Origin of the sequence: Luminiphilus sp. nBUS_07 (genome assembly GCF_051201685.1) — a bacterium.
GTDB lineage: Bacteria > Pseudomonadota > Gammaproteobacteria > Pseudomonadales > Halieaceae > Luminiphilus.
In genome coordinates, this window is sequence record NZ_CP179213.1 from 2,775,772 (window position 1) to 2,790,440 (window position 14,669).

Annotated in this window: 12 protein-coding genes; 9 read left to right on the forward strand and 3 right to left on the reverse strand. The window is 52.7% G+C overall.

Annotation, left to right across the window (positions count from 1 at the left end):
* Positions 1 to 10: 10 nt before the first annotated feature.
* Positions 11 to 2,497: an endopeptidase La gene (gene lon, locus ACMAZB_RS12365; protein ID WP_435217580.1), complete on the reverse strand. Its 2,487-nt coding sequence runs from the start codon at positions 2,495 to 2,497 to the stop codon at positions 11 to 13.
* Positions 2,498 to 2,583: 86 nt separating this feature from the next.
* Positions 2,584 to 2,928, reverse strand: a complete 345-nt coding sequence (locus ACMAZB_RS12370) for a DUF1820 family protein (RefSeq protein WP_435212265.1) — start codon at positions 2,926 to 2,928, stop codon at positions 2,584 to 2,586.
* A 194-nt stretch (positions 2,929 to 3,122) separates the two neighbouring features.
* On the opposite strand from ACMAZB_RS12370, the gene miaB reads away from it, so the two are divergent.
* From miaB to holA, 8 genes are all read left to right on the forward strand, one after another.
* Positions 3,123 to 4,421 (forward strand): tRNA (N6-isopentenyl adenosine(37)-C2)-methylthiotransferase MiaB, encoded by a 1,299-nt coding sequence (gene miaB / locus ACMAZB_RS12375; protein ID WP_435217582.1) that lies wholly within the window; start codon positions 3,123 to 3,125, stop codon positions 4,419 to 4,421.
* Positions 4,422 to 4,500: 79 nt separating this feature from the next.
* Positions 4,501 to 5,550 (forward strand): PhoH family protein, encoded by a 1,050-nt coding sequence (locus tag ACMAZB_RS12380; protein WP_435212269.1) that lies wholly within the window; start codon positions 4,501 to 4,503, stop codon positions 5,548 to 5,550.
* Positions 5,547 to 6,038 (forward strand): rRNA maturation RNase YbeY, encoded by a 492-nt coding sequence (gene ybeY / locus ACMAZB_RS12385; RefSeq protein WP_435217584.1) that lies wholly within the window; start codon positions 5,547 to 5,549, stop codon positions 6,036 to 6,038. Before ACMAZB_RS12380 ends, ybeY begins: the two co-directional genes overlap by 4 nt.
* Positions 6,035 to 6,883, forward strand: a complete 849-nt coding sequence (locus tag ACMAZB_RS12390; protein ID WP_435217586.1) for an HlyC/CorC family transporter — start codon at positions 6,035 to 6,037, stop codon at positions 6,881 to 6,883. Before ybeY ends, ACMAZB_RS12390 begins: the two co-directional genes overlap by 4 nt.
* A gap of 38 nt (positions 6,884 to 6,921) precedes the next feature.
* Entirely contained in the window at positions 6,922 to 8,379 is a 1,458-nt protein-coding gene (gene lnt / locus ACMAZB_RS12395; protein WP_435217588.1) for an apolipoprotein N-acyltransferase, read from the forward strand.
* Positions 8,380 to 8,469: 90 nt separating this feature from the next.
* Positions 8,470 to 10,917, forward strand: a complete 2,448-nt coding sequence (leuS, locus tag ACMAZB_RS12400; RefSeq protein WP_435217590.1) for a leucine--tRNA ligase — start codon at positions 8,470 to 8,472, stop codon at positions 10,915 to 10,917.
* Between the two features lie 20 nt (positions 10,918 to 10,937).
* On the forward strand, positions 10,938 to 11,465 hold the full coding sequence (gene lptE / locus ACMAZB_RS12405; RefSeq protein ID WP_435217592.1) for an LPS assembly lipoprotein LptE: 528 nt from the start codon (positions 10,938 to 10,940) through the stop codon (positions 11,463 to 11,465).
* The gene (gene holA, locus ACMAZB_RS12410; RefSeq protein WP_435217594.1) at positions 11,455 to 12,492 is read left to right on the forward strand and encodes a DNA polymerase III subunit delta; all 1,038 of its coding nucleotides are present in this window, start codon (positions 11,455 to 11,457) and stop codon (positions 12,490 to 12,492) included. The genes lptE and holA overlap by 11 nt, the downstream gene beginning before the upstream one ends.
* A 10-nt stretch (positions 12,493 to 12,502) precedes the next feature.
* Here the strand turns inward: holA and ACMAZB_RS12415 are convergent, their stop codons facing one another.
* The gene (locus ACMAZB_RS12415; protein WP_435217596.1) at positions 12,503 to 13,723 is read right to left on the reverse strand and encodes an MFS transporter; all 1,221 of its coding nucleotides are present in this window, start codon (positions 13,721 to 13,723) and stop codon (positions 12,503 to 12,505) included.
* A gap of 123 nt (positions 13,724 to 13,846) precedes the next feature.
* On the opposite strand from ACMAZB_RS12415, the gene imuA reads away from it, so the two are divergent.
* On the forward strand, positions 13,847 to 14,590 hold the full coding sequence (imuA, locus tag ACMAZB_RS12420) for a translesion DNA synthesis-associated protein ImuA (RefSeq protein WP_435217598.1): 744 nt from the start codon (positions 13,847 to 13,849) through the stop codon (positions 14,588 to 14,590).
* The last annotated feature ends 79 nt before the right edge of the window (positions 14,591 to 14,669 follow it).

A 14,669-nucleotide genomic window follows, 5' to 3' on the forward strand; every position in this document is an offset into this window, starting at 1 on the left:
CAACCCTCCCTCAGTGTAGAGGGCGTTTGGGCACAGCCCCAGCAAACACAATTTCAAACACCTCATCAAAACTGCCGACAAAGTGTGCCGTCATACCTGAGGTTAAATAATCGGGTAACTCTTCGTAGTCACCGCGATTAGCAGAAGGCAATACGACCTCTGATATTTGAGCTCGGCGAGCCGCCACCATTTTTTCTCGGATGCCACCCACCGGGAGCACTTGCCCAGTCAATGTCAATTCGCCCGTCATGGCTAGCGGACGCTTTATCCGCTGACCTCGCGCAAGGGATATGAGTGCTGCCGCCATCGTAATACCTGCACTGGGCCCGTCTTTTGGGGTAGCGCCCTCAGGCACGTGCAAATGAACCATCGATGTATCAAAAAAATCCTCAGCACCGCCAAAATCAGCCAGATGGGCAACGCAATAGCTGTATGCGATTTCTGCACTTTCCTTCATCACCTCACCCAGTTGCCCAGTGAGCTTGAAACCACGATTTAAGGTATGAATTCTGCTCGACTCGATTGCGAGAGTGACACCGCCGTGCGCGGTCCAAGCCAAGCCAGTCACGACGCCTTTACCTCGCAAGGGTCGTTCATTGCGGTAGCGAGGTTGACCAAGCAAGCCCGCTATGTCCTTTTTGCCCAGTCGAACACGGGAAGCATCACCGTCAACAAGCTGCACAATCGCCTTTCTTATTACGGCCGCCAGGTGTTTTTCCAACTGACGCACACCCGCCTCACGGCAGTAGCCGTCAATGACCAAGCGAAGCGCCGCGTCATTAATGCGTATCTGAGAGGGTTTCGCCCCGTGCCTTAGCAGTAATTTTGGCCATAAATGGTTACGGGCAATGTCTAGCTTTTCCTCAGCGATATAGCCCGAAAGACGAATTGTCTCCATACGATCTAAAAGCGCCGGAGGAATGGTGTCTAGCTGATTAGCCGTAGCGATAAAAAGCACGCGTGAAAGGTCAACACGTAAATCGAGATAGTGGTCGAGAAATTCGGTGTTCTGCTCTGGGTCCAGTACCTCCAGAAGTGCCGAGGCCGGATCGCCCTGATAAGAGCGTCCCACCTTGTCGATTTCATCAAGCATGATTACCGGATTCGCGACATCGACGTCTTTTAAAGCCTGAACCAGCTTACCCGGCATCGCACCAATGTAGGTTCTACGGTGCCCTTTGATCTCGGCTTCATCACGAATACCGCCCAAACTAAATCGGAAAAATTTTCGGCCTAAAGCGTCAGCAACAGATTTACCGATACTGGTTTTACCGACCCCAGGCGGGCCGACAAGCAATAATATAGAACCATCAATGGTGCCCTTGAAGTTGCCCACAGCTAAAAACTCGGTAATACGCTGCTTAACATCACCTAGGCCATCGTGGTGCCGATCAAGCTCACTGCGAGCATGTTCTAAATTCAAGTTGTCATCTGAAAACACACCCCACGGCACGGAACTGATCCAATCGAGGTAATTTCGTGTCACGGCATACTCAGGTGAACCTGATTCCAACACCTTAAGCTTGTCTAATTCCTCTGAAAAACGCGCGGAAACGTGATCCGGAGGATTGCGTATCGACATGCGCTCAGCGAATTTTTCAGCATCCGATGTTTTATCATCTTTGGAAATTCCCAGCTCTCGCTGGATCACCTTCATTTGCTCTTTAAGAAAAAACTCGCGTTGGTTGTCGGAGGCTTTTGCATTGACCTCTCGACTAATTTCTCCTTGAAGCTCAGCAACTTCTTTTTCTCGTCGCAGCAACTCCAGCACTTGATTCATACGCGTAGCCAGAGGCAGAGTCTGCAGGATGTCTTGCAGTTGCTCCCCGGAAGCTGTCGTCATAGCTGCAGCAAAGTCTGCCAACAGACTCGGCTGATTCGGATTGAAATTGCCTAGGTATTGCTTGAGCTCTTGGGAATAAAGAGGATTCAGCGGTAACAGCTCTTTAATGGCAGCAATAATTGCCATTGCGTAGGCCTTAACCTCATCGCTATCACGCTCACCTTTGGAGCGCGGGTACTCAACCTGGGCAATAAACGGACCGTCCTCGCGTAGCCAGCGAACAATACGAAACCGTTTAATACCCTGAGCTAGGAATTGCCCAGAATTCTCAGCCTGCCCTTGAGGTTGATGAAGTCTTACAACGCAGCCCATGTCTGGAAAATCGCTGCTGACGACGTCTATTGGATTCACATCACCAACAAAAGCCAACCCCAACAATCCTTTGCCCTGCTCAGATATGGCTGCCAGTGTTTTTTGCCACTGATCTAGATTGAGACCAATCGGCTGCACCTGACCGGGGAAAAAAGGGCGCCCGGGCAGCGGGAGTAGCACTAGCGTTTCGGGCAACACGTCCGCGGCGACTGCTGGAGTCGATGCCTGTTCTGCTACGACATCACTGGCTCCCAACTCGTAGTGCGCCGACACGCCCTCGAGAAAGCCGTGGCCATCGGTGGTGTCTGGTTTGTCTGAACTATGATCGTCTTCGCTGCTCATTACAGCTTACCTCGTCACTTGGCATTCTTTTACGCTCATCCAAGATGTGGTGGTAAGCAGCCCGTAATTCAAGGGCGCAAGGCGAGTCAGTCATCGCCCCCTGATGGAGCAGACGGCATGCCGTTAAACGGCAGATGGGAAATTTTCGCCCCAGTAGCAGATGCCTCAGATACGCGAACCGTGCCTTCCTTCTCTACCTCATCGATGCGAATAACTGAGTGCAGCGGAATATAACTGCGCTTCACGCCCGAAAACTCGTTCTTTAACTTCTCTTCCGAGGGGTCAACGAGGACGGCTGACCGCTCACCAAATACCAGCTCTTCAACCTCAATAAAACCCCACATGTCGCTCTGGAATATTTGTCTCGCGAAGACCTCAAAGACTTGGCCTCCGTTTTGGAAAATAACCTTGTAGACGGGTTGAGTTGTCATGGGCATTGGACGCGGTTAAGAAAAAAAGGGCGGGAATGGTACCACTTCTGAGGTTATCCGCCAGTGGATTCTAGCGCACAGGTGGTTTCATATCGGTATACTTCCCATCATCCGCTCTATCTATCGCAAGTGAGACCACCTTTTTGACAACGCCACCTCAGAAAAAACTGTTCGTACAAACCCACGGCTGCCAGATGAATGAATACGATTCTGCTCGTATGGCCGACCTGTTGGGAGAAAGCCACGGGCTAACAATGACCGATCAGGTGGAGGAAGCCGACGTTCTGTTGCTAAACACCTGCTCAATCCGCGAAAAGGCTCAGGAAAAGGTTTTTCATCAATTGGGGCGTTGGCGGCCTCTGAAGGAGGCCAAGCCCGACTTAATCATTGGTGTCGGTGGCTGTGTTGCAAGTCAGGAGGGTGCTGAGATCAGTAAACGCGCACCCTTTGTCGATTTGATTTTTGGACCACAAACCCTACACCGTCTTCCCGAGATGATTGATGCTTCAAGGGACGGCACCCCCGTTGTTGTTGACGTCAGCTTCCCCGAGATAGAAAAATTTGACCGGCTTCCAGAGCCCCGAGTAGACGGCCCCAGCGCCTTTGTTTCCATTATGGAGGGCTGCAGCAAATATTGTACGTTTTGCGTAGTGCCCTACACCCGTGGCGAGGAGGTTTCCCGCCCGGTCGACGATGTCATTGCCGAGATTGCCTCACTCGCCAATGGCGGTGTGAGAGAGGTCAATCTGCTTGGGCAAAATGTGAATGCCTACAGAGGGCCTAACCACTTGGGCGACAATGTCGATTTCGCAGAGCTCCTCCACCTGGTGAATTTAGTGCCAGGCATAGAACGCATTCGCTACACGACCTCACACCCTGTAGAGTTTTCTGACGCCCTGATTCAGTGCTACGCGGATATTCCAGCACTGGTGGACCACTTACACCTGCCGGTACAAAGCGGCTCGGATCGCACGTTAATGGCCATGAAGCGAGGCCACACGGCGTTGGAGTACAAAGCGAAAATAAGAGCCCTGCGCCGGATTCGTCCCAACATTTCTTTGTCCTCGGACTTCATCATCGGTTTTCCTGGTGAAGATGAGAAGGACTTTGCTGCGACAATGAAGCTCATTGAAGAGGTGGGGTTCGATAGCTCGTTTAGTTTTATTTACAGCGCCCGCCCCGGAACACCTGCAGCCGATCTTTCAGACGAAACCACCATGGAGACAAAAAAACAGCGCTTGAAAATCCTGCAAGGAAGAATCGCCCAGCAAGCCGCCGCTATTGGGGTCGCCATGGTGGGAAGTGAGCAGCGTATTTTGGTGACCGGAGTGTCTAAAAAGGATCCCGGACAACTCGCTGGGCGCACGGAGAATAACCGAGTGGTCAACTTCAGCTGCGATGACAGTGGGCTTATTGGTCAATTCGCCGACGTAAAGATTGTCGAAGCTTTGCCCAACTCACTGAGAGGTCAGTTACTCCCGCAGCTTGTCTGACCGATTAAAGGCAGTTGACTCCCACGATAAGGTCTGTATCTTCTCTCTCCCAGTTGCGAAAAGAGCGAACAAACAGGCGTTGGACACCATTAGCGCAGCCCCCGATCCCGGCGACACCACGGAGTCGGCCTCACAACTCAGCATTACCCTCGAACCTAATGATGCGCGTCACCTGGCCGCGCTGTGCGGACAGTTGGATGCGCATTTGCGCCAACTGGAAGAGCGACTGAGTGTAGTGATACGCAATCGCAGCAATCACTTCACCGTCTCGGGAAACGCCGACGCTGTTTCGATAACGGTTGCACTGCTAGAAACCTTATACAGTGAGGCATGTCAGGGCATCGGCATTAGCCCAGAAAGCGTTCATTTGCACCTGCAGCAAGCCGATCTCGAGCATCTAGCACACCACCGTCAGCAAAACCCCAGCAGCGATGTTGAACCCATCACCGTCATTCGGACCAAGCGGACATCCATTAAGCCTAGGGGTAAAAATCAGCAATCTTACGTCCGGGCACTTCAGCGGCACGACATAAACTTTGGTATTGGTCCTGCCGGCACAGGGAAAACGTATTTGGGTGTCGCTTGCGCCGTCCAGGCACTTCTAGACGAGCAAGTGCGCCGTATTTTACTGGTGCGGCCCGCGGTAGAAGCCGGCGAGAGGTTGGGTTTTCTTCCTGGCGACCTCAGCCAAAAGGTGGACCCTTATCTCCGTCCGCTTTACGACGCACTCTATGAAATGCTGGGATTTGAGACCGTCACTAAATATATAGAGCGCAATATCATTGAAGTGGCGCCTCTAGCCTTTATGCGCGGGCGAACCCTCAACAATGCCTTCATCATTTTAGATGAGGCACAAAATACAACCCGAGAACAAATGAAGATGTTCTTAACCCGCATTGGGTTTGGCTCAACCGCCGTCATCACCGGTGATGCCACACAAATTGACCTACCAAAGGGCCAACAATCTGGACTCACCCACGCCACGCAAGTTTTAGAAGGTGTCGAGGGCATCACATTTACTTGGTTTGCCAATAAAGACGTCGTGCGCCATCCCCTCGTACAAAGAGTGGTTTCAGCCTATGACGAATTTGAGGCTAGGAGCCCCAAGCTAGAGCGTAGGGAACCATGACCCCCGTACTCCACATCGAGCGCGACGACGACATCGAGGCTCCCGAAGACGAGAGCTTTGAACGGTGGGTTAATGCAACCTGCCGTGCGCTAGAGACAACTTCAACTGCCCGACCAGAGCTGAGTATCCGCATCAGTAACACCGACGAAATGAGCCAGCTGAATCAGCGCTTTCGACATCGCTCCGGTCCCACAAACGTGCTTTCTTTTCCCGCTGAAATCCCGACCGATGTCGGTTGCGAACTGCTGGGAGATATCGTTATTTGCAGCCCCCTGGTATGGCAGGAGGCCCAGGAACAGGGCAAAACTCCCATCTGTCACTGGGCCCATCTGACCGTACATGGGGTCCTTCATTTATTGGGCTATGATCACGATTCAGACGATACGGCTCAAGATATGGAAGCTCTAGAAACCCAAATTTTGCAGCAATTCGGCTACCCTAACCCGTATCTTTTCGGCGCTGAAGACCCGCGAGCTGAACTTCCGTGAACGACCTACACACTCCCGAAAGTGATGAGCGCAGCTGGGTTGAACGGTTAACACAGTTTCTTTCTGGGACCCCCCAAAATCGCGCTGATCTAGAGGGCTTGCTCGAGCTTGCCGTTGACAACGAGCTGATTGATGACGACGCGAAAACCATTATGGAAGGCGCCCTGTCAGTCAGTGACATGCAGGTGCGGGACATCATGATCCCCCGTGCGCAGATGACCGTCATTAAAATCGATGCTGATCTCGATGAAGCTCTGCCCCAAATCATCCATGCCGCCCACTCGCGCTTTCCCGTTATCGATGACAACCTCGATAACGTAACCGGCATTTTATTGGCTAAAGATCTACTACCGTTGGTTTTGGAGCGCGAGCCAGAATTTGATCTGCGCAGCCTGTTGCGACCTGCAGTAGTGGTCCCCGAAAGCAAACGCCTGAATGTTCTACTCCGCGAATTCCGGCAAAATCGAAACCACATGGCCATCGTAATCGACGAGTACGGAGGAGTTGCTGGCCTAGTGACCATTGAAGACGTGCTGGAAGAAATCGTCGGTGAAATTGAAGACGAGACAGACGTCGATGAAGGCCGGGATATCCGAAAAATAAGTCCGACTGAGTTTTTCGTGAAGGCCCAAACGCCGATTGAGGACTTCAATGAGCACTTCGGCGTGACCTTTAGCAACGAAGAATTCGATACGATTGGTGGCCTCGTAGTTAACGCCTTTGGACACATGCCTACCCGCAGCGAGACGACCCACCTCGAGCGCTTCGAGTTCAAGGTCGTCAACGCAGATCAGCGTCGCTTGCTTAGCCTCCGAGTAACACCGCCCCATGACGCTGCTGACTGATTAACGTGACGTCTAGAGTTAAAGCTCTAGCTAGCAGTATGCTGCCGATCATCGCAGGCGCCCTCTTCATACCGGGCCTGGCACCTCTGTCAGCTTGGCCGGCCACATTGTTCAGCATTGCTGCCTTGTTGTATCTCGTCCATCGCCCATCAAATCACTCTGCCTTTGTCACCGGCTGGCTCTACGGCGCCGGCCTCTTTGGTGGTGGCGTCTCCTGGGTCTATGTCAGCATCAATGTTTATGGTCAAGCGCCACCGCCATTAGCCGGGGCCCTCACCGCGGCCTTTTGCTTGGGACTCGCCCTACTCACTGGGCTTCAAATGGCGCTATACCGCTACTGCATTGGCGATTGTGAAAACCCCGAGCCCGCACTTTTTGCGGCAATCTGGGTCTTGTTCGAATGGGTGCGCAGCTGGCTTCTGACTGGTTTTCCCTGGCTCTATGCGGGGTACATTGCTCTCGACACCCCGGCGGCCGGTTGGGCGCCGGTGATTGGTGTTTATGGGCTGAGCTTTATTATTGTGGGACTCTCAGCCGCCGTTGGCTCTTGGGCGTTCACTCGGCACAGCGGGCGCCGCAGCAAATGGGCAGCAACTTCAATTTGGGCCCTTGTAATTCTAATGGGCTTGCCCCTAAGTGCCATTCAGTGGACTCAGGACAGTGCCGCCCCTGTGACTACCGCCATTTATCAGCCCAATATTTCTCTAGAAAAAAAATGGAACCGTCGCTATTTTCGCGCAATCCAACAGCAATACATAAACCGCTCTTTACCCCATTTCGAAACGGTTGACCTCATACTGTGGCCTGAATCTGCACTGCCCGGCTACCGCGACCGCATCAACGACTACCTGAATCAGGTTTCTGCCGCAGCCGAGCAAACAGAAACCACATTGATTACCGGCATTCCCACCCGTGACGAAAAAGGCAGCTATAACAGTATTATTGCTTTAGGTCAGGGAAACGGTGAGTACCGCAAACAAAAGCTGGTGCCTTTTGGAGAGTACGTGCCTTTTGAGGATAGCTTACGGGGCTTAATTCAATTTTTTGATTTACCCATGTCCAATTTCATTTCTGGGCCCGATGTTCCGCCAATCTTGTCGGCCGGAGCTTTACGTGTGGCATCCTTTATCTGTTATGAAGTGGTCTATCCCGACTTCGTCTGGCAGGGTGCACGCACCTCAGAAATTCTGATTACCGTCAGCAACGACAGTTGGTTCGGTCACTCCATGGGGCCTTTACAACATCTGCAAATGGCGCGTTTTAGGGCGCTCGAGACTGGCAGGCCGCTTTTAAGAGGCACTAATAATGGTGTGTCAGCGATAATAGATCACAGGGGCGAGCCCGTCGTTACCGCGCCACAATTTGAAGAACACGTCATTACCGGAGTGGTACAGCCGAAAACAGGCTTAACTCCCATCATGTGGCTGGGAAGTGCACCCACTTTGGTTTTTTGTGGCTTATTCATCGCTGCTGCGGGCTATCGCAGACCACGTTGACCACCCCAAGCCCTCTCTCAGACTGGTACACTTGAACCTTTGAGAACCAATGTCCCCAATCAAACGATGGGGCAAGCAGATAGAGCCCCTATGAATCAGGAATACAGTCCCCAGCAAATCGAGCTTGCTGCCCAGAAACGCTGGGCGACCGAAGAGACTTATAAAGCCACTCCAGACAGTACGCTTGAGAAATTTTACTGCCTGGCTATGTTTCCCTACCCCAGTGGTAAATTGCATATGGGGCATGTGCGCAACTACACGATAGCCGACGTCATTGCACGGTATCAGCGTATGCAGGGGAAAAACGTTCTCCAACCTATGGGTTGGGACGCCTTTGGCCTCCCCGCTGAAAATGCAGCCATTGCCAACCAAGTCCCCCCCGCAGCTTGGACCCTAGACAACATTGCGGAAATGCGCAGTCAGCTCTCAAGGCTTGGGTTTGCATACGATTGGAGCCGAGAAGTTACAACCTGCCAACCTGATTACTACCGCTGGGAACAATGGTTTTTTACCCGGCTCCTCGAGCGTGGTTTGGCCTACAAAAAAGAAGCCGACGTCAATTGGTGTGAGACTGACCAAACGGTTTTAGCCAATGAACAAGTCGTCGATGGCAAGTGTTGGCGCTGCGACAACCCGGTAGAACGGAAAGCCATCAATCAGTGGTTCATTCGGATCACTGCCTATGCTCAAGAACTGTTAGATGACTTGGATTCTTTAAAACAGTGGCCTGAACAAGTCGTGGCTATGCAACGCAATTGGATCGGGCGCTCGGTAGGGGCCAACGTCAGGTTTCCCTATGGCGACAGCGACGCAGTCGAGGTTTACACGACGCGGCCCGATACCCTGATGGGCGTCACCTACCTTGCGGTCGCGCCACAACATCCCCTTGCCATTGAAGCCGCAACCGGCAACCCAAAGCTGGCTGCGTTTATTGAAAAGCTTGGTCACATAAAAGTGGCCGAGGCCGACATGGCCACCCTTGAAAAACAAGGAATGGACACGGGGCTCACGGTGTCCCACCCGTTGACCGGGGCCCCCCTACCCCTATGGGTCGCCAATTTTGTATTGATGGGCTATGGGTCCGGCGCCGTCATGTCTGTGCCGGGACACGACCAGCGTGACTGGGAATTTGCCACCAAATATGGCCTACCGATAGTTCAAGTTATTGAGGGTACCCAAGAGCAACCCGCAGACCTCACCCGGGCCGCTTATACCGAAAAAGGTGACCTGATTAACTCCGGAGAGTTTGATGGGCTCAATTTTACAGCGGCCTTTGAAGCGATTGTTGCGCAACTCACCGAGCGCAATTTAGGGGAAAGCACCGTTAATTTCCGGCTGCGCGACTGGGGCGTATCCCGCCAGCGTTACTGGGGTACGCCCATCCCGGTCATCAATTGCCAAACCTGTGGCTCGGTACCCGTGCCCGCTGACGACCTTCCCGTCTTGCTTCCTACTGACGTGGCGCTCAAAGGCGTGGGCTCACCGCTGACTAGCCTAGAGAGCTTTACCAAAACAGAGTGTCCGCGCTGCGGGCAGGCCGCAGAAAGGGAAACGGATACGTTTGACACTTTTATGGAGTCATCTTGGTACTACGCGCGTTACGCCTCTGCCGGCAACAGCAGCGCCATGCTTGATGATGAAGCCAATTATTGGCTAGAAGTCGATCAATACGTAGGCGGCATTGAACACGCCATCCTGCACCTCTTGTACGCCAGATTTTTTCACAAACTAATGCGCGATGAGGGCTTAGTGACTTCTGATGAGCCGTTTCGACGTTTGCTGACTCAGGGGATGGTTCTTAAAGATGGCACGAAGATGTCAAAATCCCGAGGCAATACGGTTGATCCACAAGAACTGATAGATCGTTACGGCGCTGATACCGTTCGACTTTTCAGTATGTTCGCTGCTCCCCCAGAACAAAGCCTTGAATGGTCAGACTCCGGTGTTGAAGGAGCCAACCGTTTTCTTCGACGCCTCTGGCGAATGGTCTCCGAGCACAGTAACCGGGGACCCGTACCCGACATTAAGGTCAGCGAACTCGACAAAGCTCAAAAAGACCTCCGTCGAAAAACCCACGAGACAATTGGCAAAGTGGACGACGATTACGGTCGCAGGCAAACCTTTAACACCGCTATCGCTGCGGTTATGGAGCTGTGTAACGAAGTCAGTAAGTTAGATACCAGTACTGAAAATGGTTTAGCAGTTGAGCGCGAAGCCTTGCAGGCGGCTCTTTTGCTCCTCTGCCCAATTGTGCCTCATGTCACCGAACATTTATGGCGCGAATTAAATGACGCGGATATTATTTCGGCGCGATGGCCCTTGGTTGACGCCGCTGCGCTGAGCAGGGATGAGCTCGAAATTGTGGTGCAGGTTAATGGCAAAGTGCGAGCCAAACTCAGCGTTGCGGTAGATGCGGACAAAGAGACCTTGGAGGCAACAGCTTTGGCAGAAGAGAATGTCATGCGCTTTATCGCAGACAAAACGGTGCGAAAGGTCATCGTTGTGCCCGGAAAACTTGTCAATATCGTCGCGAATTAATGGTCATGAGTTTACTAACCATGAAAAAAACAAAATTTAGTTTACCTAGCGTTTGCGCTCTCTGTATTTTGTTTCTTGTGGGCTGTGGGTTTCAGCTAAAAGGAACTCAGGGGGCATTCAGCTCGCCATCGTTAGTTGGCACCGACGTCGTATTAATCAGCGGACAGCCTCGTGGTGAATTGACCATGGCCCTGCGCGAGCAATTGCGTCTGCAAGGCGCCACTTTGGTGGATCAAACAGAGGAAGGACTAGTGCTACGACTGGGCGAAGAGCGCTTCCAACAGCGCAATCTGACCCTAAACGCTCAGGCCACAGCTGCTGAAATTGAGCTCACTATGATGGCAGGCCTAGCCTTGAGCCAAGGTGCTGCTGCCCTCATAGCAGATACCGATGCACGTGTAGTGCGCCAGTTTCTTGACGACCCCCTAAACGTCGTGGGTAAGACCGAGGAGCTTGAACTTCTTCGTGAAGAAATGCGTCAAGATCTCGCAGCTCAGATTATTCGACGTGTCACGCATAGCCTTAACAAACAAATAAATGCCGATTAAACCTGAGCAACTGTCACAGAGCCTCAGCCGAGACCTAAAGCAGTGCTACCTCGTGTTCGGTGACGAGACACTAATCGTCGAAGAGTGCGCCGATACCGTACGAGCCGCTGCCAGAGCTGCCGGCTGCACCGAACGCGAGATTATCGAAATTTCGGGCACGGGTGATTGGCAACAGCTATTGCAGAGCGCAGGGGCTTTGTCGCTTTTTGCTGACCGCAAGCTTATTGAAATTAGACTGCCCTCAGGGAAGCCCGGAACCGAAGGTAGCAAAGCTCTTCAGGAGTACCTCGCCCTCGATACGGAGGATGTTCTGCTAGTCATTGCGGGTAAGGTGGACAAGCAATCGCAACGTGCCAAATGGTTTACACGGATCGACCAGGACGGTTTGGCGGTGCAAATTTGGCCCGTAGGGCGCCGTGAGCTCCCCGGCTTCCTCCAGCAACGACTGAAAAGCGTCGGCCTACGTGCAGACCGCGATGCAGTACAGCTTCTTGCGGAACGTTTAGAAGGCAATTTGCTCGCCGCGGTGCAGGAAGTCGACAAACTCAAATTATTAGCCACAGAACAACATGTCACTGTAGACACGGTCTTGAACAGTGTCCTGGCCAACGCTCGCTACAGTACCTTTGGTCTAGCAGATACCGCGTTAGGCGGTGACGCCGCCGCCGCAATTAGAACACTGCGGGGCTTAGAGGCTGAGTCCACACAGCCCCCTGCCGTGCTGTGGCCTCTCAATCGAGATGTTGCACTACTCGCCGGCCTGCATGACGACTGCGCTAAAGGTCAGCCTTTATCCCGAGCCATGAATCAACGGGGTGTCTGGCGCAGTCGCATGGGCCTCGTCCAAGGAGCAGCGGAACGACAAAACGCCGACGGGATTGGCCGACTCCAAAAACTGGCCTTTCAAGCCGATGCGACGGTGAAGGGTTTTGAAAAAGGGAACCCTTGGGACATATTAGATCAGCTTGTTGTGCTCTTGGCCCAGGGCCCTAACGGCAAAGCTATAAAACCTGCCAGCACTCGATAATAGGCCATGATTACAAAAGACTTGAGCGACGAGCGTAAAGTAACCACAGCACTAGCCAGCCAGCACCAGCGGTTATGGTAAAGACGACGGTGTAACCAAAGCTATCGGTGAGCACCCCCAAACACGCCGAACCAATCGCGGGCGCCCCCATTGCAAATAGCGTCCACAGGCTCAATACCCGACCGCGATAACTCTCGACCAAGCGCAGCTGAATAATCGTTTGGCAACCGGTACCTGCAATAGTCGTGACCAAACTCAGCGCAAAAATTAATGCCCCCAGCCGGTATAAATTAGAACCCAAGAATAAACCCAGTATTAACAGGGCAGCGGCAGCAATAGCCATTGCCACTAGGTTGAGCAAACGGGCTGTGTCAGCCTGTTGGCGGGTCATAACCAAACCACCCACAATAGATCCTAGGCCCGCGCTCGCTGTCAACATAGCCAGTTCTCTAGCGCCCCCGCCTAAAAAGCCACCTGCAAAGGCCGGCAGAAGCTCCACGACAGTCCTACCCAACACACCATTGAGAATAGTGAAAGCAAAGATCAATTGAATAGCCGGCTCCTCGCGCACATAACGAATACCCGCTTTAAATTGTTGTACGTAGGGCTCTCTAGGTCGTGGCTCACGAACACCTACACCGTGGAGCTTGAGCAGGATAGCCGCCGCAATTGCAAACATTATGCTCGCGAGCATAAAAGCCAGCTCGGGACCAGAACCGGCAATCAGGGCCGCCCCAAGGGCAGGGCCTAGGATACGAGCAATATTGAAGGTGGTGGCAGATAGACCTACAGCACTCGGCAAGGCCGCTCGTTCAACTAAAAGCGGTATCAGTGCAAGTCGCATCGGGCTATGGCCCGATGTAACAACCCCCATAGCCAATGCCAAAGACAGCAGAACGGGAACCCCAAAGACACCTGCCCACAACGCCACTACCCCGGCCAAAGCAATAAAGCCGTGTATGAACATTGAAGCCACTAAACCAGAACGCGGATTGATTCGGTCTGACAAAATGCCGAACCAAGGTGACAGCAAGAGCGCAGGGGCAAGCATTAAAGCGGCGGTTATGCCGACCCAGGTTGCCGATAACGTTAGGTCCCAGGCGCTCCAGCCCAATAAAAAGCGCAACATCCAAGACCCAAGACTGGAAAACCAGCTGGCAGGGAAATAACGCCGAAATGCCACCTCACTTAAAGCTGACCGCCGTACCTGTCGCTTTTCACGACGCTCCAAATAACCTCCCCTTGATTTTGTCGCTCCACAGGAATACTGTTCATTTATACAGTATCTTATACAGCAGTACATACAGTCATCAACGCATCTAGCTGTAAGTCCCTAGCCGCAGAGGAACACAACATGTCTGATCCACTTGAACACATCATAAGTCGCTCTGATACCTGGCGCGGCATGAGTACTGGCGGAAATGTATTCGCGATGCGTACATCTGCCAATAGTGACTTACACGGCGTAGACGCACTGCCTACGGGATTTACAGCCCTAGACGATCAAATTGCCATGGCAGGTTGGCCACTACGCGGCGGCGTTGAAGTTCTAGGTAAGGATAACAGCACTGACTCCATGGGCTTGTTCCTACCCACCATGGCAGCCCTCAGCGAACAACGCCGTTGGCAGGCTTTTATTGCCCCACCCCATGCCCCTTATGCACCGCTACTCGCCGCCCGTGGGATTGCCACCGAGCAAATACTGATGGTGCATCCTAAAGATCGTGAAGAGTTATTATGGGCCACAGAACAAGCCATCCGTAGCACCACTTGCAGTATCGTTTTCAGCTGGCTGGGAGCCAGTGATTACCGTTATGCTGAATTACGAAAGCTACAGTTAGCCGCCACTGAAAACGACACACTTGTCGTTCTTTTTAGGGCCAATCAAGCTATAGAACAACATACGCCGTTTAGCTTGCGCCTAACCGTCGATCGCTATCACACCGTCGATATTCTTAAGCAACGTGGCGGCAGGCCAACAGGTAATATCAGACTTCCTGATGAAGAAGACATCATTAACACCCCACAACCCTGGGAGATTTCTGCAGGCAAAATGCGTCGTACTCATACGGGGCAAATACTGACGCCCGTTGCCTAAAACGAAGCCATTAAAAACCGTCACATGACGTCGCATGAACAGGCAAGCTACACTCACGTACTTGCCTAGCCGATAGCCC